Origin of the sequence: Porphyromonas gulae (assembly GCF_000765945.1) — a bacterium.
Classification (GTDB): Bacteria; Bacteroidota; Bacteroidia; order Bacteroidales; family Porphyromonadaceae; genus Porphyromonas; species Porphyromonas gulae.
This window is the reverse complement of the sequence record NZ_JRAT01000012.1, coordinates 90,902-115,231: the sequence shown is the minus strand read 5'-3', so window position 1 is coordinate 115,231 and position 24,330 is coordinate 90,902. Positions and strand designations below refer to the sequence as shown.

Here is a 24,330-nt window from a genome sequence, read left to right as displayed (position 1 = left end):
TGATTGTGCGTTAATAGTTAAACGTCTAAAATTATTCTGGTTCGTTAGTATCAGTCAGATCACTGACATCACCATTTTCTACAGATGCGGAAGAGTCGTCTTGCGGCAAAACTTCGTGGGTATGATCGGCATGCTCTTCCGCCTTGTTCTCTTCTTCCTCGGAGACTACACTGCAAACGGAAGCGATCTCGTCTCCACGCTTGGACAGATCGATGAGCTTGACACCTTGTGTAGCTCGGCCGATAATACTCAGATCGGCCACTTTCACCCGAATGGCGACACCGCTCTTATTGATGATCATAAGGTCGTTGGCATCGGTAACGGCACGAATATCAACCAGCTTTCCGGTCTTTTCGGTGATATTCAGTGTCTTCACCCCTTTACCACCGCGATTGGTAATACGGTAGTCGTCTATATTCGAACGCTTGCCGTATCCCTTCTCGCTTACTACCAAGATGGTTTCTTCTTCCGGATGCTTGATAGAGATCATTCCTACCACTTCGTCCTGACCGTCATCGTCGAGCGTCATTCCCTTCACTCCCATGGCTGTACGACCCGAGGGACGAACCACGGATTCATGGAAACGAATGGCACGTCCACCGCGATTGGCAATAACCATGTCGCATTTACCATTGGTCAATCGGACACTTACCAAGCCGTCGTTGTCTCGCAGGTCGATAGCGATCACGCCATTGGCACGTGGACGGGAGAAGGCTTCGAGCAATGTCTTTTTGATGATTCCTTTCTTGGTACAGAAGAGGAGATAGTGACTATTGACAAACTCCTTGTCCGTCGTCAGGTTCTTGATACGGATAAAGGCATTGACCTTATCGTCGGGATCGATATTAAGGAGATTCTGAATAGCTCGTCCTTTGGCATTCTTGGCACCTTCGGGGATCTCATACACCTTCAGCCAATAGCAGCGCCCTTTGGCCGTGAACAGCATAATGGTGGCGTGCATGGAGGCCGAGTAGATATACTCCACGAAATCCTCTTCGCGAGTATCCGATCCCTTGGCTCCGACTCCGCCACGAGCTTGCGTTCTGAATTCGCTCAGAGGGGTACGCTTGATGTAGCCCATGTGCGAAAGGGTGATGATCATATCATCGTCGGCATAGAAATCTTCGGGGTTGAATTCTTCCGAAGCATATATGATCTCGCTCTTGCGAGTATCGCCATATTTCTCTTTTATCTCCAACAGCTCGCTTTTGACCAGCTCCATCAGCAATGCTCTATCAGCCAAAAGAGCCTCCAAATGATTGATGGAGGCCATGATCTCTTCGAACTCTGCACGCAGCTTGTCGCGCTCCAGTCCTGTCAGGGCACGCAGGCGCATATCGACGATGGAACGTGCCTGAATATCCGACAAGTTGAAACGCTCTATCAAGCGACTCATTGCCTCTGCAGCATCTTTGGAGGAGCGGATGATAGAGATAACTTCGTCGATATTGTCTACGGCTATAAGCAAGCCTTCGAGGATATGAGCGCGCTCCCGTGCCTTACGCAATTCGAAACGACAACGGCGCGTCACTACCTCCTGACGATGATCCACGAACTCTCCAATGAGATCTTTCAGATTGAGGAGGCGGGGACGTCCCTTGACCAAGGCGATATTGTTTACGCTGAAAGAGCTTTGCAAGGCCGTCATCTTGTAGAGCTTATTGAGCACGACCGAAGCATTGGCATCGCGCTTGATCTCTACGACGATCCGCATTCCCTTACGGTTCGACTCGTCCGATATATTGGAAATACCATCCAGACGCTTCTCGTTGATCAGCTGTGCAATGTTGGAGACAAGCTCGGCCTTATTGACCAAATAGGGAATCTCCGTGATGATGATCCTCTCGTGGTTATTGTGCTGCTCGATCTCGGCACGACTTCTGATAACGACACGGCCTCGTCCCGTCTCGAAGGCTTCCTTCACTCCGGAATAACCGTATATGAATCCTCCTGTGGGGAAATCCGGAGCCTTGACATACTGCATCAAGCCCTCCACGTCTATGTCGCCATCCGCTTCTATATACGCCACACATCCGTCAATGGCTTCGGACAAATTGTGGGGAGGCATGTTGGTAGCCATACCGACAGCAATACCGGAAGCACCGTTGATGAGGAGATTGGGGATGCGTGTGGGCAGAACCGTAGGCTCCTGACGTGTATCATCGAAATTGTTCTGGAAGTCTACCGTTTCCTTATCTATGTCCTGAAGCATCTCACCGGCAATCCGGCTGAGGCGCGACTCGGTATAACGCATGGCAGCAGGCGAATCGCCATCCACCGAACCGAAGTTGCCCTGACCGTCCACCAACGGATAGCGCAGGCTCCACGGCTGTGCCATACGCACCAAGGCCATATAAACGGAAGAGTCGCCATGCGGGTGATAGTGTCCCAGCACTTCGCCGACGGCATTGGCGCATTTGCGAGTAGGATTGGTGTACACATTGCCGGTTTCGTTCATGGCATAGAGCACACGGCGATGAACCGGCTTGAATCCGTCGCGGACATCAGGCAAAGCTCTGGAGACGATCACCGACATCGAATAGTCGATGTAGGCGGTCTTCATTTCCTCCTCGATGCTGATGTTAATAATTCTGTCTTCTCGATCAGTCATTTTCTTATATTATGCTATGGTGAAAGTGCCGGGCCGGTCAATTAACCGAAGGCGGATATTTCCACCATTATATTATTCCTGTTTCCTAATTGTTTCCCGTTGGCAAATGGGATACAAGTCCCGTCCAAACAAGGCACTAAATTACTATTTTCGGGCAAAGGGAATACGTTCGCAATCAAAAAACTTACTCGCCCAAGCTGAAGCCTTTGCGTCCGATCAGATGCCCATCGGCAAAGAAATCGACCCGATAAGCTCCGGGCATCAGGGTTTCTCCCACATTCCAGTAGAGGATCACATCGGTCTGCTCTCCGGTGTATTCTATTTGTTTGCGACAGGAGTAGCTGATCTGCTTGCCCTCGAAGGCGAAAACGTCGGCAGAGGATTTTTGGAGCACGTCGTCACTGGGTGTGAGGATACGGGCGTAGATGGCTTTCTCTCCGACGGGAGCCGTAATGTTCTTGGGAATGATGAAGCTCATCTGAATGTTCTTGATCTTCGTCACCTTCTTGGTCGAACGGCCTTTCTTGTCGAGCAGAGCCACCGATATGCCGGTAGCCTCCAGTTTCGATGCCAGCTCCACCTTCCCGGTCAGCTCGGCTTTCTCCACTTTCAGACGACTGGCCTCGCCCACGGCCTCGGAGAGGTTGCGCTTCACCTCCTGATTCTCCGTTCGGAGGCGGGCATTGGCTGCATTGAGGGAGTCGATCTGCACGACATACGACTTCAGTATGGCACGAAGGGTCTTGACCTCTCCTCTCAGCTCGTTTATGCGGCGTGCATTGGTCGTCTTGACGGTTTTCAATTCGTCCTGCAAACGATTGACGCGGGCACGCTCGGCGGAGAGCTGAGCCAGAAGGGAATCGTTGGCCAATTGGATATTCATTTCTCCCGCAGAGCCGGAGAGCTTATTGTACTGCTGCGTATAGTCCTCGGATATACGATCCAGTTCGTCCTGCATGGCCTCCTTTTCGAGCTTGGCAAAGTTCTCACGATCCTGTTCCAGGGCAGCACGTTCGCGAGCCACACGCCAGTTGAAGAAAAACCCCATGGATACAATAAGAACGAGTACGGCAGCCCCCATCAGGACGAGCCTCTTCTTCGATACTTCCATCGTTTCCTTGCTATTACCTTAATAATATGTATTGCTTTATCGAACCTGCCGAACGAATCGTCCGGACTGCCAACGGTAGACTAACGGTTCGGGTGAAAGAAAAATTGCCGCAAGCGGTTTCTCCTCCTCTGCCAAGGTCTCTGTCACGGTCTGACGGACCGACAGGGTGTCCGACTCTTCCGAGAGCGACACCTGCATGTAGGACGGACTGAGACTTGCATGTATGGCCTGATAGGCATACGACTGCCTGTCCGTATCGGGGAGGAAAAAGTCGTCTATCCGAGGTTGCTGCCAGAAGCGGTCGGCCTCGAGCGGCTTCCATTCGGTGGTGTAGAAATCGATCCGGCTATCCGCCACGGGACGCGAGACCGTGGTGACCACGCAGATGACGGAGCTGCTGTCCGAAAAGGGTAGGACGCGCATAAATACTTCTCCGACGGTACTGGTCTGAATCCTGATAAAGTTCCGATTGAGGAAGAACGTAACGGTACCTCCCAGAGAAGACTCCAGAGATGCCGTATGGGTAAAGCCGGTGAGATGGCCTGCCCTTCGGCACAAATCGTTCCGCTCCTCCATGGTTACGATCGGCAGGACGGATTCGGGCATGGCCAAGAAGCAACGCTCCAGTTCGCTCGCCACTATCTCCTGCGACCTTGCAGGCAGCACACTACCGAATATGCATCCCGAAAAAATGGCGAGAGCCAGACTCAGCGACTTGGCTGTCCGACTGATAAATTCCTTCTTCATTATGCTTGCAAAGATAATCGGGCACACAAAAAGCACCAAATAGCACCCGAATCGGCCCCAAGGACTACAAGCCTGCGGAAGCATCGCCCTCGGCAGACTCCGTACCGCCGGTGGTAAGATCTTTCTTCTTGGTCAGATAGGGATTGTCCACCGCTATCCTGATCGAAGAGGAAGCTTCGCGCAGATGCCTGTTCTGTATGAACTGGATCTTCGCACCCTTGATCGTCGTGGCATTGACATCCTCGGGATGCTCCATAAACCGCCCGGGGGCATAAAGCCGAAACGTCCCGATCTGTCCGAGCCTGACGGTATTGCCTTCGGCCAACTCGCGCCTGAGGTAATAGGCCAGTCGATCCACGGCATTGCGCACATCGCCGGTCGTGAGCGAACTCATCTCGGCAACGTCCCGAATTACCTCTTCAAAGTCGATTACCTTCGATTTCTGAGCTTCGGCATAATACATCGTTTTGCCTGCATGCTTGCCGACTTTCATTCGGCGTTCCTTCACTGTGTACTGTATCATTTGTTCTGTCTTACTTCCGTGAAAACTTCCTAAGAGCCTCCCGACCGGCTCATCAGGCTCCAAATATAGGCATTATAAATAGGATCTTCCATAAAAGAATAGTATCCCCTCATATGAGACCATAGTATCCTCTTATAGGAGACCATAGTATCCTCTCACATGAGACTATAGTATCCTCTCATATGAGACCATAGTATCCTCTCATAGGAGACCATAGTATCCTCTCGTATGAGACCATAGTATCCTCTCATATGAGACCATAGTATCCTCTCATAGGAGACCATAATATTCTCTCGTATGAGACCATAGTATCCTCTTATCATTATATAATATCTACATTTGCAACACAAAGTATTGAAACGCCTGAAATGATACGAAAGGGAGCTATCGGAAGATTGTTCGGTCGGTACCGAGAGGAAGCCATTCTATGCTGCATACTCAGCCTGCTCTACGGAGCACTGACAACGTACATAGCATCTACCGGACTGCTGACGCCGCACGACGGACTCATCGGAGCCTATCTGGGCTATGACAACTACTATCGCTTCGAAACGGCAGGAGGTGTCTTCGACGTAAGCCATCCCTTCCTGAACCTCTTCTATGCCCTCAATCGGTTCGGATTCGTCACGATCGGAGGAGAGAGCTTCGCCCTCGGCATTTGTCTGGCCTTGATGACGTTGTGCACGGCAGCAGGCGTAACGGCCACCTACGCCTATCTCCGCCGTGTGGCGGATCAGGGACGAACGAGGAGCCTGCTCGTCACCCTCCTCTTGGCCGGTAGCTTCACAGCCCTTACCCTGCCATTCACCATCGAGAGCTATCCGATCTCGTTCTTCCTCCTTCCCCTTTCCATCACCGTACTGTCAGTTCGGTACAAGATGCGTGGGAGCTTCGGCGGAGGCACCATTCGTTGGTTTGCCTTTCTACTGGGAGGAATCACCCTGACCAACGTGGCCAAACCGGCCTTGGCTTTCCTTTTGGAAAAAGGGACGATAGGCTCGCGAATCAGGAAGGGAGCGGCCTTGGCAGGAGCATTCTCGCTCTGCGTCCTGCTGGTCGGCCTGCTCTTCACCTATCGGGCGGCCCAACAGGGACAACCCGAGAACGATCCGCGTGCGCTGGCCATCCGCATGTTCGACTTTCGGCAGGGAGCCGACGAATCGGTAGCCGAATACTTCGGCCATCCGCTCCTGATCAGCGATCTGGCCCCGGCACGCCGATACGAAGAGACCACCCTGCGCCCTACACCCTATCGCCGGCCTTGGTCCTATATCGTGCCGCTGCTTTTCCTCACGACGGTTGTCGCCGCCCCCCTGCTGAAGTGGAGGGAAAAGCTCGTTTGGCTGCTGCTCCTGTATCTATCGGTGGATGTAGGGGTCAATGTGATCGGAGGATACGGGATGAATGAAGCGGTGATATTCGGAGGACATTGGGTCTTTCTCTGGCCTATGTTGTTGGGATGGATTTACCGGTCGATCCCTCGGAAAGCCTGCCGCCCGATGGATATGGCGGTCTTCCTGCTTGCGGCCGTGCAGACAGTACACAACCTCTCGGTCATTCTGCTGCGCCTGCATCTCTGACGGCGACCGAAGAGGTTAGGCTCCTCCTACCGGCAGTCCCGGTCGGCATCGAGCCGGAGAAAGATGAAGATCAGCAGGGTAAAGCCCCAAAGAGAAGACCCCCCATAGCTGAAAAAGGGAAGGGGAATACCGATAACGGGCACGAGGCCGATCACCATCCCGACATTGATAGAGAGGTGGAAGAGCAATATGGCCGCCACACTATGGCCATAGACTCGCGAGAAGACTTTGGTCTGACGCTCCGCCAGTACAACGATCCGTATGATCAGCGTGGCATAGCCGATCAGCAGCAACACGGATCCTAAGAAGCCCTGCTCCTCGCCCACGGTACAAAAGATAAAGTCGGTATCCTGCTCGGGCACATATTTCAGTTTGGTCTGCGTCCCTTTCAGGAACCCCTTGCCCATAAATCCGCCCGAGCCGATCGCGATCTTGGACTGGTCTACATTGTATCCTCCTCCCCGCAAATCGTCCTCTATTCCCAAGGCAACCCTGATACGCATCTGCTGGTGGGGCTGCATCACTTTGTTGAACACATAGTCCACCGAATAGAAGTAGCCCACCGAACCCAGGGCGAAAACGGCTATCAGCGCATACGACAGCACATACCGCTTGATGGCCATTGCCAAAGCCCATACGACCAATGCAGCCAAAAGGCCGTATGCCACGAGGACAAAATCCACCGACACGAAGTACGACAGCACTATGGCTACGACATAGGTGGCAGCAGTAAGCCCTGCCGCCACGGCATAGAAGCGTCCTCGCTCCTTGGTATAGATCCGCACGAGGAAGACTCCTATCACAAAAGCCATCGAGACCACAGACCATTCGGCGGCATCCGTATGTCCCCACCATACATCGCCCTGCAGCTTCAAAGCCGTGACGAAAAAGAGGACGGCACAGAAGGCAATACCGATGAATACGCCGGACATTCCCTCACGATAGAGGGCAAGGAAAAAAGCTATATAGACGAGGGCAGACCCCGTTTCGTTCTGCATCAGGATAAGCAGTACGGGGATGAGGATAATGGCAAAAGTGTAGGCATAGGCTTTCATCCCTCGCAGGACGAAGTCGTTCTGATTCAGCTTCCACGCCAGGAAGAGGGCTGTGGTCACCTTGGCAAATTCGGCCGGTTGGAGTCGCAACGGCCCTATCACCAGCCACGAATGCGAGCCTTTTATATCCGGTGCTATCAGTATGGTCAGAGCCAAAAGCCCCAGCATGGCGGCATAGAAGACGGGAGCCAGCGACTCGAAAATATCCGTCTCCATGAGCAGAACCATAAAGCCTATCACCACCGCGAGACCGATCCACAGGAGCTGCATCATCGGACGACCGCCCATGGCGAAAAGATGGGATATGTCGAAGTCGTAGCTGGCTCCGCAGACGGCAAACCAACCGGCCACGACGAGCAGCAGATACAGAATGATGGTAAACCAATCGATCCGTTCCTTATAATTGCCTCGGTCTCTCTTAAAAGACATTGCTGTAGTGAATTGCAGTGTTGGACATCTTCGTGGCTACGGCTTCGCCCTCCGGAGACAGATTGCCCTCGCGGAGATAATACTCCATCATTACCCGTCCAATGGGAACTCCGTACATGGCCCCGAAGCCGCCGTTCTCTACATAGACGGATACGACCACCTTCGGATTATTGCGAGGGGCAAAGCCAAGGAAAGCCGAATGGTCTTTACCATGAGGATTCTCGGCCGTACCCGTCTTGCCGCATACCTCTATTTCCCCTGGGGCGAAGTTGGCCGCATGGCAGGTTCCGCCCGTTACGGCTCTTGCCATTCCCTCTACTATATACTCCATATTCGCCGCACTGATGCCGCTGTTCTGCCAGTTCGTATAAGCCGTATCGAGAGGGATCCCCTGAATGGCTTTCACCACATGCGGACGGCGATAGCGTCCTCTGTTGGCAATGATGGCACCCAGATTGGCTATTTGGAGCGGAGTGGCCAAGATTTCACCCTGACCGATCGAGATGGAAATAATGGTGGAGGAATTCCATCGCCCCCTATAAGCCTTGTCGTACACCTTGCTGTTGGGGATATAGCCTCGCCTCTCCCCGGGCAGATCCAGTCCAAGCCTGTAGCCGAACCCCAGTCCGACGATTCTGTTCTTCCAATGCTCGAATGCCTCCTGAACGGAAGGATAGAATCGCCTGCTGTCCAGCATGGCACGAAGCCCCCAGCAGAAGAAAGCATTGCAGCTGGTAGCCAGTGCCGGCACCAGACTGAGTGGAGAGCCGTGGCTATGACAGGCCGGCCTGTTGTTCAAGGGAGGGAAGCCATGATAACAGCTAAAGGCATCCGTAGGCCTGATCACCCCTTCCTGCAGGAAGATAGCCCCTTGTGCCGGCTTGAAGGTGGATCCCGGGGGATAGGTGGCCTGAATGGCTCGGGCATACAGGGGCTTGTTCCGGTCATGCTCCATCTCCAAATGATTTTTCCCCCTGTCCTTACCGGCAAGAAGCGAGGGGTCGTAAGAGGGTGAAGAGACGAGACAGAGTACTTCCCCCGTCTCCGGCTCGATCATCACTATAGCCCCACGTTTCCCCTGCATCAGCTGTTCGCCCAGCGTCTGTAGCTTGCTGTCGATCGAGAGGGTCAGATCGCGCCCGGGGATGGCCGGCGAATCGTATTTGCCATCGGAATAGTGTCCTTTGATACGACCGCGAGCGTCACGAAGCAGGACTTCTATCCCTTTTTCTCCTCGAAGCGTTTTCTCGTACTGACGCTCTACACCGCTTCTGCCCACATAGTCGCCGGCAATGAGCGAGCTGTCACGCTCCAAGTCGCGCGTGTTCGCTTCGGATAGATAGCCCAGCACATGTGCGGCTCCATGATACTTATATTGACGGATGGCACGGGGACGAATGGAAAAGCCCGGGAATTTGAACAACTGCTCCTGAAAACGTCCTGCTTCGCGAGGGTTCAGTTGAGCCAGCAGGAGTTGGGGCACATAAGGCGAGTAGCCGGGATTGATACGACGATCCCTTATGTCCTGAAAACGCTTGTGCACATACTCCGGCTCCACATTCAAGGTCTGACACAGAGCAAGGGTATCGAATTCGCCCACCTCTTTCGTCACGGCTACGAGGTCGTAGGCCGGTTCGTTATAAACGAGCAGCTCTCCGTTGCGGTCGTATATCACCCCTCGCGAAGGATATACAGGCTTCTGATAGAAAGCATTGCTATCCGCGCGAGCCTTATAGTTCGGACTCAGGATCTGCAGATAGAACAGGCGTATCGCATAAATGAACACCACACAGATCGTGGTTATCACCAGTAGGAAACGATGTTTTTCGTTGGGATCTTTCCGCCGTTTACTCATTTTCTGGCATTTTGAGTCTCTTGCCAAAAAGCGAATTCATAATAAGCAATAGCAAATAAGTGAGCAGGATGCTTGCCCCTGTACGAAGCAGCATATACGGCACACTCAGCAGGCTCCACGAATCCAGAATGAAAAGGAGCAGATGATGTATGACGGTAAGCTCCAGCACGAACACATATACACCGACTTTCAGATTCCGTGCCGACGGTGGATACCCCAAGTCCGAATCCTTGTCCAAGAAAGGACGTGCCAGTCCGTTGCGGGCGAAAGCCGTAGCCGTCAATGATGCGGCATGCAGCCCGGGTACTCCGCTAAGAATATCAAGGAGCATACCTATTATGAATGCTCGCCACAGAAGAGCGGAAACCGACATGTTCAGCGGCAGCAGCATCAGAGCATATATATAGACGAAAGGGGTGGCTACTTTGAACAGAAATATGTAGTTGAACACCCATACCTGTAGCAGAACGAGCAGCACGGCTGCCGAGAAAAACCTTATCTCGCGAATCATCAGTAAGCCTCCGTTTTGGGTATGTCGTTTTCCTCCTCCAGTTTCTGTCTCTCTATGTCGATCTTATTCAGGATCACATACACATCCGTCAGCCTGCCGAAGTCGGCAGACAGGATCACCGGCACGGCACTGAACGAGTTCCTCTCGGCCAAAGGCGTATCCTTGCCCTTTATCTTGCCTACACGCCCGACCATCAGGTTGGCAGGGAAGATGGACGAATACCCGCTCGTTACTACCGTATCGCCCTGTGCTAGCTGCACATGACGGGGCAGATCAGTCAGCTGGGCTACATTGCTCCCGGGCTTCTCCCATAAAATGGAACCTACGTATTCGCTTCCCTTGAGTCGGCAACTGAGTTTGAACTTCGGGTTGATGATCGGGATCACAATAGCATAATGGTCTGAAGCAGCCGTTACGGCACCGACTACCCCCGTAGCTGACACGACCCCCATCTCCGGCAGTACACCATCGGCTCGTCCCTTATCTATCGTCATGAAATTCTCCACCCTGTTATAGGAGGCATTGACCACCTGTGCTCTCAGGTAGTCCATCTCCACCGGTTGGGGATTGAGGGAATCCGGCCGAAAAAGCAGGGGGTGTACAGAATCGGCTATCGCAGCATCAACGGCTCTCTTGAGCGAAATATACTCCAACTCCAATCGTGCATTGGCATCGAGAAGCATGCGGTTTTTCTCGCGCAGATTCATATAACTGCGCACTTCGCCCGTCAGGCTATTGATACGCCCCGTCAGGGCATTGGCTATCGCCATTCCTTGTGCCCGATGGTAGATGCTGTCGTTAAAGAGTACGACAAAGGCTACTGTCTCCAGAAAAAGAAACAGTAGCCAATGCCGATGACGTACTATAAACTCAATGAGCTTACGCATGTTAGAGCATGCAGGAAGAAGGTTTTTCGGATTATCTCTATCGGATCAGGAAATTGAATGTGTCCACATATTTGAGTGCAATCCCCGTACCCTTGGCTACGGCCAACAGAGGTTCATCGGCTACCTGGAAAGTGATACCGAAACGATCGGTCAGACGCTTATCCAAGCCGCGCAGCATAGCTCCTCCACCGGTCAGGAATACACCGTTCCTCACGATGTCGGCATAGAGTTCGGGAGGAGTTTCCTCCAATGCTTTGAGGATGGCAGCTTCGATCTTCACGATGGACTTCTCCAGACAGTGTGCCACCTCCTTATAACTTACGGGTATCTTCCGCGGCAGGGTATCCATCTGGTCGGCACCGCAGACGAGGTAGGTCTCAGGCGGTGAAGCCAAGTCTTCCGAAGCAGCACCTACATTGATTTTGATCTGCTCGGCTGTACGCTCCCCGATCTTTACATTGTGTTCGCGGCGCATATAGTCCATAATATCATTGGTCAGTTCATCACCGGCTACACGGATGGACTGGTCCATGACGATACCGCCGAGTGAAATGACGGCAATCTCCGTTGTACCTCCGCCTATATCCACGATCATATTTCCCTCCGGAGCCAATACATCTATACCGATACCCACGGCAGCAGCCATAGGTTCATATATCATATATACGTCACGCCCACCTGCATGTTCGCTGGAGTCGCGCACGGCACGCATCTCGACTTCCGTACTGCCCGAAGGGATGCCGATCACCATGCGGAGCGATGGATGGATCCAACGATGCTTCTTACCGATCATACGGATCATACCGCTTATCATCTGCTCGGCAGCTTTGAAGTCGGCTATCACACCGTCTCGCAAAGGGCGTACCGTCCTGATATGCTGGTGTCCTTTCTCGTACATCTCACGAGCAGCTGTCCCTACCGCTATCACTTCATCTGTGCGGCGATCGAATGCTACCACGGAAGGCTCATCCAAGACGACCTTACCATCTTTGATTATTATCGTATTAGCCGTACCTAAGTCAATGGCCAATTCCTGTCGAAAAGAAAATAATCCCATCTTGTTCTGTATCTGTAGAAAAGTATTTCCTGTGCTGGTGACGGTACGGGAGTGCTATATCCGACCATTCTTTTGCTACAGGCCTATTTTCTATGTTTTTGTTAATGTTTGAAATGTCTTACTCCCGTCATCACCATGGCAATGCCCCTCTTGGTAGCCTCTTCGATGCTCAGGTTGTCCTTGATGGAACCTCCGGGCTGGATGATAGCGCGAATACCTGCTTCGGCAGCTATCTCCACACAGTCGGCAAAGGGGAAGAAAGCATCGCTGGCCATGACAGCCCCATTCAGGTCGAAGCCGAAGCTCCGCGCTTTCTCTATGGCCTGTCGTAGAGCATCGACTCTGGAAGTTTGCCCCACTCCACTGGCATAAAGTTGGCTATCCTTTACCAAAGTAATAGCATTGCTCTTGCTATGCTTTACCACCTTATTGGCAAAGATGAGGTCGTCCGTTTCGTCTGCCGTAGGCACCACCGGTGTTACAGGCTTAAAGTCCGTAGCCTTCGCTGTCACACTATCCGTTTGCTGCATGAGCACACCGCCAAACATGGAACGGAACTGCCACTGCTCACGTACAGGTTCTTTCTGTAAGAGGATGATCCTGTTCGTCTTTCGTGTCAGATATTCCATGGCGGCATTGTCATAATCGGGAGCAATGATCACCTCGAAGAAAATCTTGTCGATCTCTTGAGCCGTTTCCTTATCAATAGGAGTATTCGTCACCAGTATGCCGCCAAAAGCCGATACGGGGTCACCTGCCAGAGCAGCCTGCCATGCTTCGATCAGCGTACCGCGCGAAGCTATGCCGCAGGCATTCGTATGCTTGAGGATTGCAAAGGTGGGGGCGGAAAACTCACTGATAAGCGATACCGCAGCTTCGATGTCCTGCAAATTGTTGTAGGAGATTTCTTTCCCTTGGAGCTTATCGAAATAGAGGTCGAAGTTGCCGAAAAAGAATCCTCGCTGATGAGGATTCTCCCCATAGCGAAGCACTTTCGGGCTATCTGCCGACATACGGAAAGCCGTCTGCTCTCCATCATCGAAGTAACGGAAGATAGCACTGTCGTATGCCGAACTCACTGCAAAAGCCTCACGGGCATAGTGTCTGCGTTCGGCTATGGTAGTTTTGGCTCCCCGTTCTTTCAGCAGTCTGTAAAATCCGCCATACTGAGCCCGTGACGAGATGATAACGACATCTTCGAAGTTCTTGGCTGCTCCTCGAATGAGAGAGATACCGCCTATATCTATCTTCTCTATGATATCTGCTTCCGATGCCCCCGATGCCACGGTGGCCTCGAATGGATATAGATCCACAATCACCAGGTCGATAAGGGACAATCCGTATTCTCCTACTTCGCGCACATCGGTTTCATGACCACGACGTGCCAAAATACCGCCAAAAATCATCGGATGCAATGTCTTCACCCGTCCACCAAGCATCGAAGGATAGTGCGTCAGGTCATCTACAGCCCGACACGGATAACCGAGTGAAGTGATAAATTCATGAGTGCCTCCTGTGGATACGAACTCCACTCCTTGTCTGTTCAATTCGGCCAATATTTCGGCCAAACCATCTTTATGATAGACCGATATGAGAGCTCTACGGATAACCTTTTCCATCACACGCGATTTGCTGCTTGTATTACTACGTAGTTAAATAGGAATGGTTACAAAGGTAGTGGTTTTTCCGACAGATAGTTGCGTATTGTTTCTCCGATACCAACAGAATAACTTTACCATTACACATGCAAACTCTTAGGTCAATAAAATTATTTTCCTCGATAGCTGCATGAGCGATTTAGAAACAAAAGACATCTTGTTTGCTTGCAGTTTTACAAAAATGGCAATTTAATTTTCCATTGATTGCATTTCAATCAGCTAAAGCATAAGCGTTTACTTCTCTTTTTATCCACAAAAAAGAAAGTTGCTTCCACCGATCTTTCGACGTGGAAACAACTTTCTTTATAGTTTTTTTGCGGAGGTTCCTTACCGCTTACTTGGCTTTTTCCAGCTCAACGGTGAAGTGACGCATGATCGGATTTTCATACGTAATCACATAGCCGCGTGTAATGCTCTCGCGACGGTCGTACACATTCTTTACCGCAGCAGCGATAACGTCCATGTGGTTGTTCGTGTAGGTACGACGCGGAATAGCCAGACGCAGGAGTTCGAGACGCGGATAGCGGTTCTCCTTTGTCACAGGATCACGGTCTGCAAGGATAGAACCGATCTCAACCCCACGAATACCGGCCTCCAGATACAGCTCAATACCCAGAGTCTGAGCGATGAACTCTTCTTTCGGCACATTCGTAAGGATCTTCTTAGCATCGAGGAAAATGGCATGGCCACCGGCAGGACGCTGATAGGGAATACCATATTCATCCAACTTTTTGCCCAGATATTCCACCTGTTTGATGCGGGTCTCAAGTGTATCGAAGTCGGTACCTTCGTCCAGACCTTGTGCCAGAGCATTCATATCACGACCACTCATGCCACCGTATGTGATAAAGCCCTCGTTCATGATACAGAACATCTGGCAACGCTTGAAGAGCTCTTCATCCTTGAATGCCACGAAACCACCCATATTTACGATAGCGTCTTTCTTGCTGGACATGGTCATCATATCGGCATACGAGTAGATTTCCTTCACGATCTCCTTGATACTCTTATTTTCATAACCGGCTTCGCGCGTCTTGATGAAGTAGGCGTTTTCAGCAAAGCGTGCAGAGTCGATCAGCAAACGGAGACCATAGCGGTGCGTCAGCTCGCTTACTTCGCGGATATTCTTCATAGAAACGGGCTGTCCTCCGGCTGTGTTGTTCGTAATCGTAAGCACTACGCAGGGGATCTTTTCCTTAGGAGTCTCTTTCAGTATTTTCTCTAACTTGTTCAGATCCATATTGCCCTTGAAGGGAAGTTCGATCTGCGTATCGGCAGCCTCGTCGATGGTGCAGTCAGGGGCAAAAGCGCGACGGTATTCGATATGCCCTTTAGTCGTGTCGAAGTGAGAGTTGCCGGGCAGTACATCACCTTCTTTCACGATGGTGGAGAAAAGCACATTTTCGGCAGCACGACCTTGGTGCGTGGGGAGAAAGTAGTTAAAGCCCAGAATGTCGTGAATGGCATTCTTCATATTATAGTATGAACGTGCACCGGCATAACTCTCATCCCCGAGCATCATAGCAGACCATTGGCGGTCGCTCATAGCACCTGTACCTGAGTCGGTAAGCAAATCGATAAACACATAGTCGCTCTTGAGCAGGAAGAGATTGTAATGAGCGTCCTTGATCCATTGTTCACGCTCTTCACGCGTACTCTTACGGATAGGCTCTACCATTTTAATGCGGTAGGATTCTGAAAAAGGTAATTCCATAGGATTGTAACTGTGATTTTGAAGTTAGTTTTTCCTGTTATGTTCTAATGGGCGGCAAGTTAGTCATTTTTTACCGGAGGAAGTTCCTTTTTCCGCTAAATGCGCATAGTGCAGATTCCGGTCTCAAGTGCAATGGTTTGATAAATTCCGGATGAATACTTCGAAAGATCTTTCGAAACGAAGTTTTCTCGAACGTTTCGTCCGGATCAGCCTCGTATCTTTCTAATGACCGATTCGGAGTAAAAGGCTGCTATTTGAAGATCAGATAGCACCAAACCGGAAAGTGATCCGAAGCATGTACCGACTTGTCTACCGTACAGTTATATGCAAAAAAACCGGAAGAATAGAGGATATGATCAATACGTACCTTGAAAGCACCCTGATTAAAAGTAAAGCCCGGGCCACGCCCCGTATCGGAATACGCATCTTTCAGACCCGATGCTATTTTATGGCGGGTATATGATATGGGGGTATCGTTGAAGTCACCGCATACGATCACGTGCTCGGAGTCCGAGGACCGGATATAGCGATTCACAGAATCGGCCTGAGCAGCACGCAGAGCATAGGCCGGCCCCATCTTGGCCGTCATCATCCGACTGAGAGCTGCAGCCTCTCCTTCTCGCACCATTTTCAGATATTCCACTCCATCGGCCATTGTCAGGCGGAAACTTTCCAAGTGATTGTTCACGACAAGGACTTTGCGCCCCTGTATATCGACAGTATAGGCTGTGGAGCCATTGAATGCGGACTCGTACGGGATGCGGCGCACATCGAGAATAGGATATTTGGAGAGAAGCATAAGGCTGCTGCCTCTTCCATCTTCTCGAGTATGCGACAGTTCCATGTAGCGATATTCGGGAAGATATTTCTTGAAAGTGCGCAGACCTACATAGCAAGAGTTGCTTTTCCGACTCAGTACTGCCTCCTGCAAGCACACGATGTCAGCCCCGCTGCCTTTGATATATTTGAGGATAGGATTCGGATTCTCGGCATTGTGCGCTCGAAAATCAAATCCCTTGACGTTATAGGTCATCACCTTGATACGCGACTGCGGAATCGAGGATTCTTTCACCTTTCGATGCAGCGGTATATAAGTGTCGATGGTGCCCCATGTGAAAAGCAACAAAAGGGCATTCCCGATAAACCAAACAATCTTGCCTCGGAGTACCCAATATATAACCATCCCCACCTGAGCAGCAAGGAAGAATGGGAAAGCCAAGCCGAAGAAAGCAGGTATCGTAATCGTTGCCGGAGATATGAGTGGCGACGAGGCGGCCAAGAGATAACAGAACGTAATCCCCAGATTGATAATTACCGAAACGGAATGGAGCAATGTCCCGATCCTGCCCCTTGCTTTCTTCTTCTTTTTTTCACTCATCTCTATTGCGGACGACTCATAAACGTTTGCTTTGGTCGAAGAGACGACGCTTCTCTTCGGCGGTCAATGATGCATATCCCGATATACGAATCTTATCCAGGATCTGATCTATGGAAGACTCCGCTTCTTTTGTTTCTTCAGCCTTTGGGTTTGCATCGTTTTTCGGAGATGCCGGATGGGGCGTTCTTCTTACCCGAAAGCGAGGCTTTGCAAATTTCTTTTGAGGGCCAAAGAGCGAGCTGACAAAGTCTGTCATGCGATCGAGCAGACGCTGAAACCAAACTGTAATGTCTTTGCCCCCGGCCAATGAAAGGGCAAACCATACACCGAAGCCTGCTCCCCCGATATGTGCCACGTGGCCACCGAAGTTATCTCCCGTTAATAGCAACACATCCAGTCCGAAAAGGATGAGAGCCAATGTCGTCAGCCTGATCCGACCGATGAATAACAGACTCACTCGCTCCCAACGAGCATAAAAAGCTATTCCGAAAACAATGGCCATCACGCTGGCAGAAGCTCCGATCAGAGGAAAATGAGACAAGCCTAATGAAAAGGCATCGGCGACTAAGACTGTCAATACGTAGAGCAATCCTCCCGCCAATCCGCCAAGTAGATAGACGCTGATCAGCCTCCTGGGATTCTGATAGCGCAGGAAAAGCTGTCCGAACCAGTAAAGCCACAGCATATTGAAGAAAAGATGCCATAGATCCGAGTGCAGCCACATATACGTGAATATCGTCCACGGATGTCTCGAAAAGGTATATAAATCGGGGGCCAACCAAAGCCACCGTTCTACGATATACGGATCGGCCCCCAAAAGAGACAAAAAGGCATGCGAAAGCCAAACCAATAAAGAGATCAAAACAGTGAATACCATCAGACGAGTATTCATGTCTGCCAGCCTCAGGCGTCGGCTCAATTCTCTAATTGTAAGGCCCATCGATCTCTCCTTTCTTGCGCCAGAGGAAAATAAGAATAATACCTCCTATCATCCCACCCAGATGAGCAAAGTGAGCGATATTGCTACCGCCTGCCATCGGTGCAACACCGAGAAACAGTTCTATAAGTCCATATACAATAACGAACCACTTCGCTTTGATGGGAATAGGGATAAAGAAAAGATAGATCTCGCTATTGGGGAAGAGCATTCCGAAAGCCAGGAGCAATCCGAATACTGCTCCGGAGGCACCGACCGTCGTGGGTAAATTGAGGAAAGCACTCTTGAGCATCTCCGCACCATCCGGGAAGCGAACGAATTCGGCCGGGCTATTCACAATGGGCATCAGATCCACTGCCCATACGATCTGCTGTGCCAATGCTGCCGTAAGGCCACAAATGACATAGAAGATGAGGAAACGCTTCGTCCCCCAGAACTGCTCTATCAGCCGCCCGAACATCCAGAGCGAAAACATATTGAAGAAGAGATGCGAGAAGCCGGCGTGTAAGAACATATAAGAAACGAACTGCACAGGATTGAAACTACCTGCCTGGAAATAATGCAGTCCCAAGGTATCGTTCAGATCGATATTGAATCGTCCGCCGAGGACATAAGTAGCAAACCAGAATATCGCATTGATGATGATCAGGTTCTGCGTTACGGGTGGAGCAAACTGATAATTTCTTTCTCTAAAGCTATTCATATTGTGGATGATGTGGAATGTTCTTGTCTACTATGTTCAATACCATGTATTCGTTATAGGGCGATTGCTCTGCTGGTACTTCAGATCTTGCAGGAGCGAACTCTTCACCGATATGACGAAATTGTAGGACTTGTATGCTCCTATGGGAATGAAACTGGCAGAGATAGCCCAGCAGTGCATATCACGAGTGATATTACAGGTGAGCGATGTTATTTTCTTCAAGTCGAAATTGTAGTTCGCATTGAATCCGAAACTCCAATTCGGCGTAGGTTGGATATTGCCGCGGAAACTCAGGTTCTGCGTTACCCGATAGTAATACTCCATCTTATCGACATTGTACCTGTTATAGTCCGTAGCTATATTCCAGCTATAGTCGAATGACAGACTCCACGGGATTGAATACGTGAAGTAACCATCCTGATCCACTGTTCCACCCTCACGATTGCGTTCGAGGAGCGAGCCTCCGCTTTCGCCCTGCGGACTTCTTCCTTTAAGGATCCCTTCAGCATCGTTTCCGTCAGGAGGAGGGGTAGCCTCCGCGCTCTTCTTTTCGTCTTTCCGTTCCCTTTTGCCACTGAAAAGAGCCAGCAACCCGCTGAGCGATTCTTTGTTAAGCGTATAGCTGAAAGAAGTACCCGTACTGATCAGGCGTGCCAATCCCTTACCGTTAAAAATGCGCAGATCGTTGCTCTTATAGGGAATGATCTTTCCATCTTCTCCCTCATAATATTTCGTCACATAGGGGTCGAACAGACCGGACAAACGCAACGTAAAACTCTTCGAGAAGCGAAGGGCCAGCGAAGCCGAGATATTGTTCCATCGGATCGAATCGGCAAACATATTATAGGATGTAGACCATGTGAACTGATCTATCAGGCTGATCTTCTTGATCCCTGTCGAATCCGATTTGGACTTGATCTTGGCCTCTAAGTTATTGTCAAAAGAGAAATTGACCGATCCTGCATTACCCATAGAGGGTGCACCGAATATCTGTTCGGAATAGGGCGAATAGAGCAGCGTATGCAGCTTTCCGCTCTGATCAGTGTGCTCGATATGCTCCCAAAAGCCATATCGGCGCTTGGTAAAATCGGGCATATAGGAGAAGCTGACAGTAGGCGTGAAGCGATGGCGGATCATAATCAGATTGCCTCCAAAGGAGAATGGTTTCCAGGGTTTGAACATACCGTACAGTGTGGTAGATAAGCCTGCCGACAAGCTGTAATCGTACAGTCTGCGGAATTTATAGGTCGTGTCCGAAGGTAAAAAGGCCTTCTTATCCTCGTTCCACGACTTCCGGATACCTTTCGTGTACCACCATTCATTGTAGTTAACGCCCATGGTCAGATTGATATAATCCAACAAAGGAACAGTCAGACTGACAGGTACGGAGTGACGCATGCCATTCTTCCAGTCACGCACGAGATCGCTTTGGAGCAAATTCTTCTCATGCGTCAGAATACTATTGCGAAGCTGACCGGAATAGCCCACACTCAACTTTTCATACCAACGCTCTGGTCCCACACGGGTATTCCGCTTGAAAGGATAGCGCGTGGACATATTGATCGAGAGGTTCGGCAAGGTAAGGCTCACCGTCGTATCGCGCATGTTCTGGCTGATATCCATGCTACCTGTAATAGAAAAGGGAGTACCCGGAAACTTGCGCGAATAGCTCACGGCCGAACTCCGTGTCGTAGCAGTACGGGCATTGACATCGTAGGTGGTGTTCAGTGAATTCTGGAAATAGCTGCCGGTGGCAAAATTCACATTGGCCGACAACGTTTGCAAAGGATTGGCCTTCGGATCCTGACTGTGCGTCCATCGGACATTCAGGCTGGTGGTCTTGCTGTAGTCTCCGGGGATATATTTGTCGCCGGACTTCGATACCAGATAATTGGCTTCGAACGAACCGCTGTACTTATATCTCTTCTTATACTTCGATTGGGCTGAAATGCCCCATGACCCTTTGGAAAAGATCTCCCCACGCAAGGCCAAATCGATATAGTCGCTGAAAGCAAAATAATATCCGCCGTTCCTCAAATAGAATCCATAGCGATTGTCCTCCCCATACGTAGGCATCAATATACCGGAAGAGTATTTGTTGGAAAAGGGAAAATAGCCGAATGGAAGACCGATAGGCAGTGGCATATCGGCGATAACCAGATTGACCGGACCGGTGACGATGTCTTTCTCCGGATGCACCTTTGCTTTGGAGAGATTGATATAGAAGTGAGGATGATCATGATTGTCGCAGGTCGTATAACGCCCTCCTTGCATAAACATGATATTGTCGGGCATCTTCTTGGTCTTACCGGCGGTCAGATAACCTTCGCCCTGCTGCGTGATCACTCCACTGATAATCCCTTTCTGTGTACGGAAATTGTAGGTGAAGTTCTTGGCTTCGAACGACTGTTCCCCGTCCTTGAAGATCGGAAATGCCATCGGATAACCGGCTGTATCGAGGACGTAGCGTGTAAAGACCGTACTGCTGTCGGTATTGAGATACATGAAGTTAGCCTCCAAACGGCTCTTTTGGTAGCTCACATAGCTTTTGCCGAAAAGATAGGCACGATTCTGTCCGAGCAAGACGATGGAGTCGGTGGCTTCGTATTCGACAATGTCTTCCAATTCGAATTCATCGTCATACACACTGTCCTGCTGCATCAACCCGGTAGAATCGGCAGCAAGGGAATCTCGAAAGGAACTGTCTGGGATAGGTTTTGCGAGAAGTGCCGTGTCTTTCAATGTAGAATCAGACAGCGTAGTATGCCGACGGTGGTGCGACCCGACTGCTCCGGCCATAGGGCGTTCCGCAGCGAGCAAAGTAGCACAGAGCAATCCGACAAGGATTACAGGTAATAACCATGAAAGTCTGGAACAGAGATTGCCTGATTATCAATCATAGTTTTGAGTGCATTCTTTATCTTTGAGTATAATCTCCGAAATGCAATCATTTGAAAATTAGCAACTTGTATTTTCTCGAAATTTTTGATGCGGTTGCCCTGCCTATTGTATGAGAGTTGCCTATTAATGTGTTCACTATCTTCCAATGTGGATAGCAGGTGACTATAAAAAAGTGAGGCTGTCTAACGATGAGACAGCCTCAGCTTCATTTATTAATCTGTATGGATATTTTGGATTATTCCGCTGCAGACATTACTACAATACGGTTCCAAGCGTTCTCTTCGTAGATTTGCTCAGATGATCCCTTCCATTCAATCGTAATACGGTCAGCAGAAACACCGTACTTTTCAAGCATCTTGGCAACAGCCTTTGCACGACGCTCAGAGAGCTTCATGTTATAGGCGGCAGTACCGGTCTTTTCGTCTGCATAACCGACTACCTTAATCGGAGCATTGTTCGTCTTTGCGTACTCAGCAGTGTTGTAAACATTGATTTCTTGGTTGCGGTCGATCTTCGCGCTGTTGAGACGGAAGTAAACCACATTGTCAACTATAACACGAGTAACTGTCGGCTGAGTAGGCTCGGGACATTCGGGGCATGAAACCGGACGACGGCTCAACTCTTCTACTTGAGCGCGGAGTGAGTTGATCTGGTTGTTCAGGTCGTTTACCATAGCATAGTCCATAGGAATAATTTCTGTCCACTCTGTCTTGCCCATGTTGAACGTAAGGCCTGCTGTAGCCATTACCGGGAAGTCTGCTTTTCCTCTCTTAGTGCCGATGAAGTTCATTTTGCCTGCAAAAGCTTGGCCTTCGATGTTGAAGTCTACAACTCTTGAGAGACGGAATTTCAGCATCAAACCAACATTAACCGTTCCAGTCATATCGTCTTTGGTTCCAATTTTTTCACCATTTGCGTTTTCGCTATGGAATTTGTAACCAAATCCCACACCCGCCCAAGGGATAATATGGAAAACACGGTTTGGACGGTATACTCCGAAATAGTTCGTCAGGTCGAACATGAAGTCAAGGTGAGCGTTTCCAAAATAGTTATGGTTACGCTCTTCGCTGCCTTGGGTGTATCCGTAGATGTCAAATCCGGTGAATTGCAAGCGAGTAGCGAAATAAGGTTCATGCCACTTACCGATACCGAATGTAGGAACAATGCTAAGACGATCCATGATGTCTACATCGTTATTCCATCCGGATAGAGCCATGCCGGCACCTCCTGCTAAGTCAATGAACCAATGGTCAGAGGCCTTATCACGTTGGAATGCTGTGTGCATTCCTGCTTTGTTCTGTGTAGTAGCTTCTTGGGCAGTTGCACTAAACGTACAAGCGAGACCCGCAAGTGCTAATAATAAAGATTTAGCTTTCATAATTCTGTATGTCATTTTTTTATTATCCAACAAAAGTCTCAGATGAATTACTTGGAGCGAACGATTACAACGCGATTCCAAGCTTTCTTGTTGAACGGTTGCGTAGTGTCGCCCTTCCATTCTACAGAGATCAGTTCGGATGGCACACCATACTTGCCCGTCAGAACATCAACAACGGCTTTTGCGCGACGCTCAGACAATCTTTCGTTGTACTGAGTGTCACCCGTAGGATCAGCATAGCCTACAACAGTAATCGGCTCGTTGGTTTCTTTTACAAACTGAGCTACGTCATACAGATTGATAAGCTGGTCTTTGTCTACAACATAGCTGTCGAAACGGAAGAGTACAGCCTTCTCGGTTAGCTTGTTTTCTGTCTTGGTAACGGGTGTAACGTCGGGGCATTCGGGACATGATACAGGACGCTTGGAGAGTTCTTCGACTTCTCTGCGCAGGCGATTAATCTGACCATTCAGATCGTTGATAAGCGCGTAGTCCATGGGCTCGATGGCATTGAAGCCTACAGCACCCAAGCGGAAGTTAAGACCTGCTGTCGCCATTCCTTGGAATCCATTGTAATAACGTCCTTCCTGATCCTGGAAAATAGGAGTCGGCTTGGCATTGAAAGCACGGCTTAAGTTGAGATTGGAGTGTGCTGCTTGTGCTTCGATCACAAAGTCTACACGTTTTCCTAATCTGAAAGCCATCATAACACCCAGATTGGCAGTCAGAGACTCGACATTGTCTTTACTCCATTTGCTGCCAATGAATTTATGCTGGTAACCAACACCTACCCATGGAATTAAATGGAAGAAACGATTTTCGCGATATGGCGCAAAGTAATTAACCACATCGAACATGAAGTCAAAGTGAGCTGCGCCAAAATTGGTCTTAATTTCTTGTTCCGCATTTTTTCCAAGGAACGTGTGTGCCTGAGCTCCGTTAATTTGCAAACGGGTTGCAAAGAATGGATTGTGATATTTTCCAACTGAAATAGAGCCGGCAGCACCCAAGCGGTCTACAAAATCTTTGTTGTTGTTGTCATTGAGGAACTGCGCTGCAACACCGCCCTGCAGTGTTACGAACCAATTGCTGCCTGCTTTGTTGCGAGCGAAAGCAACATTTTTGGCGGGTAACTGACCCGTTGCCGGTACAGTATTTTCCTGTGCACTTGCATTCAGTGCAATAGCTCCAACGAATGTGAGCATTAAGTACTTTACCTTCATAGTTTTACTTTTCTAAGTGTATTTTTATACGTTTCCAATAGCCTATTCGCTACACAAATGTAGCTTAATAAA

At 50.0% G+C, this 24,330-nt stretch carries 18 protein-coding genes; 1 reads left to right on the top strand and 17 read right to left on the bottom strand.

All coding sequences use genetic code 11. From position 1 onward, the window contains the following. Nucleotides 1-31: 31 nt before the first annotated feature. The 4 genes from gyrA to HQ49_RS03980 all read right to left on the bottom strand — a co-directional run bounded on the left by gyrA (nucleotide 32) and on the right by HQ49_RS03980 (nucleotide 4,992). The gene (gene gyrA, locus HQ49_RS03995) at nucleotides 32-2,611 is read right to left on the bottom strand and encodes a DNA gyrase subunit A (RefSeq protein ID WP_039418577.1); all 2,580 of its coding nucleotides are present in this window, start codon (nucleotides 2,609-2,611) and stop codon (nucleotides 32-34) included. A gap of 184 nt (nucleotides 2,612-2,795) precedes the next feature. Further along, on the bottom strand, nucleotides 2,796-3,722 hold the full coding sequence (locus tag HQ49_RS03990) for a hypothetical protein (protein ID WP_018965543.1): 927 nt from the start codon (nucleotides 3,720-3,722) through the stop codon (nucleotides 2,796-2,798). Nucleotides 3,723-3,758: 36 nt separating this feature from the next. Then, complete coding sequence (locus HQ49_RS03985; RefSeq protein ID WP_039418575.1) at nucleotides 3,759-4,469, bottom strand: DUF3256 family protein; 711 nt, start codon at nucleotides 4,467-4,469, stop codon at nucleotides 3,759-3,761. A 64-nt stretch (nucleotides 4,470-4,533) separates the two neighbouring features. Further along, nucleotides 4,534-4,992 carry an HU family DNA-binding protein gene (locus tag HQ49_RS03980; RefSeq protein ID WP_018965541.1) on the bottom strand — a complete coding sequence of 153 codons (459 nt, stop codon included), beginning with the start codon at nucleotides 4,990-4,992 and terminating at the stop codon, nucleotides 4,534-4,536. Nucleotides 4,993-5,360: 368 nt separating this feature from the next. Here HQ49_RS03980 and HQ49_RS03975 point away from each other — a divergent pair, with 368 nt between their 5' ends. After that, nucleotides 5,361-6,572: a DUF6080 domain-containing protein gene (locus HQ49_RS03975; RefSeq protein ID WP_039418573.1), complete on the top strand. Its 1,212-nt coding sequence runs from the start codon at nucleotides 5,361-5,363 to the stop codon at nucleotides 6,570-6,572. A gap of 26 nt (nucleotides 6,573-6,598) precedes the next feature. Here the strand turns inward: HQ49_RS03975 and rodA are convergent, their stop codons facing one another. From rodA to HQ49_RS03905, 13 genes are all read right to left on the bottom strand, one after another. Beyond that, nucleotides 6,599-8,056, bottom strand: coding sequence for a rod shape-determining protein RodA (rodA, locus tag HQ49_RS03970; RefSeq protein WP_018965539.1), 1,458 nt, complete (start codon nucleotides 8,054-8,056; stop codon nucleotides 6,599-6,601). Then, nucleotides 8,046-9,911, bottom strand: a complete 1,866-nt coding sequence (gene mrdA / locus HQ49_RS03965; protein WP_018965538.1) for a penicillin-binding protein 2 — start codon at nucleotides 9,909-9,911, stop codon at nucleotides 8,046-8,048. Before mrdA ends, rodA begins: the two co-directional genes overlap by 11 nt. Further along, entirely contained in the window at nucleotides 9,904-10,422 is a 519-nt protein-coding gene (mreD, locus tag HQ49_RS03960) for a rod shape-determining protein MreD (RefSeq protein ID WP_018965537.1), read from the bottom strand. The genes mrdA and mreD overlap by 8 nt, the downstream gene beginning before the upstream one ends. After that, nucleotides 10,422-11,309 (bottom strand): rod shape-determining protein MreC, encoded by an 888-nt coding sequence (gene mreC / locus HQ49_RS03955; protein WP_039418571.1) that lies wholly within the window; start codon nucleotides 11,307-11,309, stop codon nucleotides 10,422-10,424. Before mreC ends, mreD begins: the two co-directional genes overlap by 1 nt. 37 nt (nucleotides 11,310-11,346) lie before the next feature. Then, the gene (locus HQ49_RS03950; RefSeq protein ID WP_018965535.1) at nucleotides 11,347-12,366 is read right to left on the bottom strand and encodes a rod shape-determining protein; all 1,020 of its coding nucleotides are present in this window, start codon (nucleotides 12,364-12,366) and stop codon (nucleotides 11,347-11,349) included. A gap of 101 nt (nucleotides 12,367-12,467) precedes the next feature. Further along, complete coding sequence (purH, locus tag HQ49_RS03945) at nucleotides 12,468-13,985, bottom strand: bifunctional phosphoribosylaminoimidazolecarboxamide formyltransferase/IMP cyclohydrolase (RefSeq protein ID WP_039418569.1); 1,518 nt, start codon at nucleotides 13,983-13,985, stop codon at nucleotides 12,468-12,470. Nucleotides 13,986-14,358: 373 nt separating this feature from the next. Beyond that, entirely contained in the window at nucleotides 14,359-15,738 is a 1,380-nt protein-coding gene (locus HQ49_RS03940) for a tryptophanase (protein ID WP_026292286.1), read from the bottom strand. Between the two features lie 250 nt (nucleotides 15,739-15,988). Then, nucleotides 15,989-17,116 (bottom strand): endonuclease/exonuclease/phosphatase family protein, encoded by a 1,128-nt coding sequence (locus tag HQ49_RS03935; protein ID WP_039418568.1) that lies wholly within the window; start codon nucleotides 17,114-17,116, stop codon nucleotides 15,989-15,991. Between the two features lie 16 nt (nucleotides 17,117-17,132). Next, nucleotides 17,133-18,056 carry a rhomboid family intramembrane serine protease gene (locus HQ49_RS03930; RefSeq protein WP_039418567.1) on the bottom strand — a complete coding sequence of 308 codons (924 nt, stop codon included), beginning with the start codon at nucleotides 18,054-18,056 and terminating at the stop codon, nucleotides 17,133-17,135. Next, entirely contained in the window at nucleotides 18,040-18,756 is a 717-nt protein-coding gene (locus HQ49_RS03925; protein ID WP_018964445.1) for a rhomboid family intramembrane serine protease, read from the bottom strand. Before HQ49_RS03925 ends, HQ49_RS03930 begins: the two co-directional genes overlap by 17 nt. Before the next feature lie 36 nt (nucleotides 18,757-18,792). Next, a complete protein-coding gene (locus HQ49_RS03920; protein ID WP_235290056.1) occupies nucleotides 18,793-21,555 on the bottom strand; it encodes a putative LPS assembly protein LptD in 2,763 nt (920 codons plus the stop codon). Nucleotides 21,556-21,892: 337 nt separating this feature from the next. Continuing rightward, nucleotides 21,893-23,035 carry an OmpA family protein gene (locus HQ49_RS03910; RefSeq protein ID WP_018964442.1) on the bottom strand — a complete coding sequence of 381 codons (1,143 nt, stop codon included), beginning with the start codon at nucleotides 23,033-23,035 and terminating at the stop codon, nucleotides 21,893-21,895. A gap of 47 nt (nucleotides 23,036-23,082) precedes the next feature. Beyond that, nucleotides 23,083-24,258 carry an OmpA family protein gene (locus tag HQ49_RS03905; RefSeq protein WP_039418565.1) on the bottom strand — a complete coding sequence of 392 codons (1,176 nt, stop codon included), beginning with the start codon at nucleotides 24,256-24,258 and terminating at the stop codon, nucleotides 23,083-23,085. Between the last annotated feature and the right edge of the window lie 72 nt (nucleotides 24,259-24,330).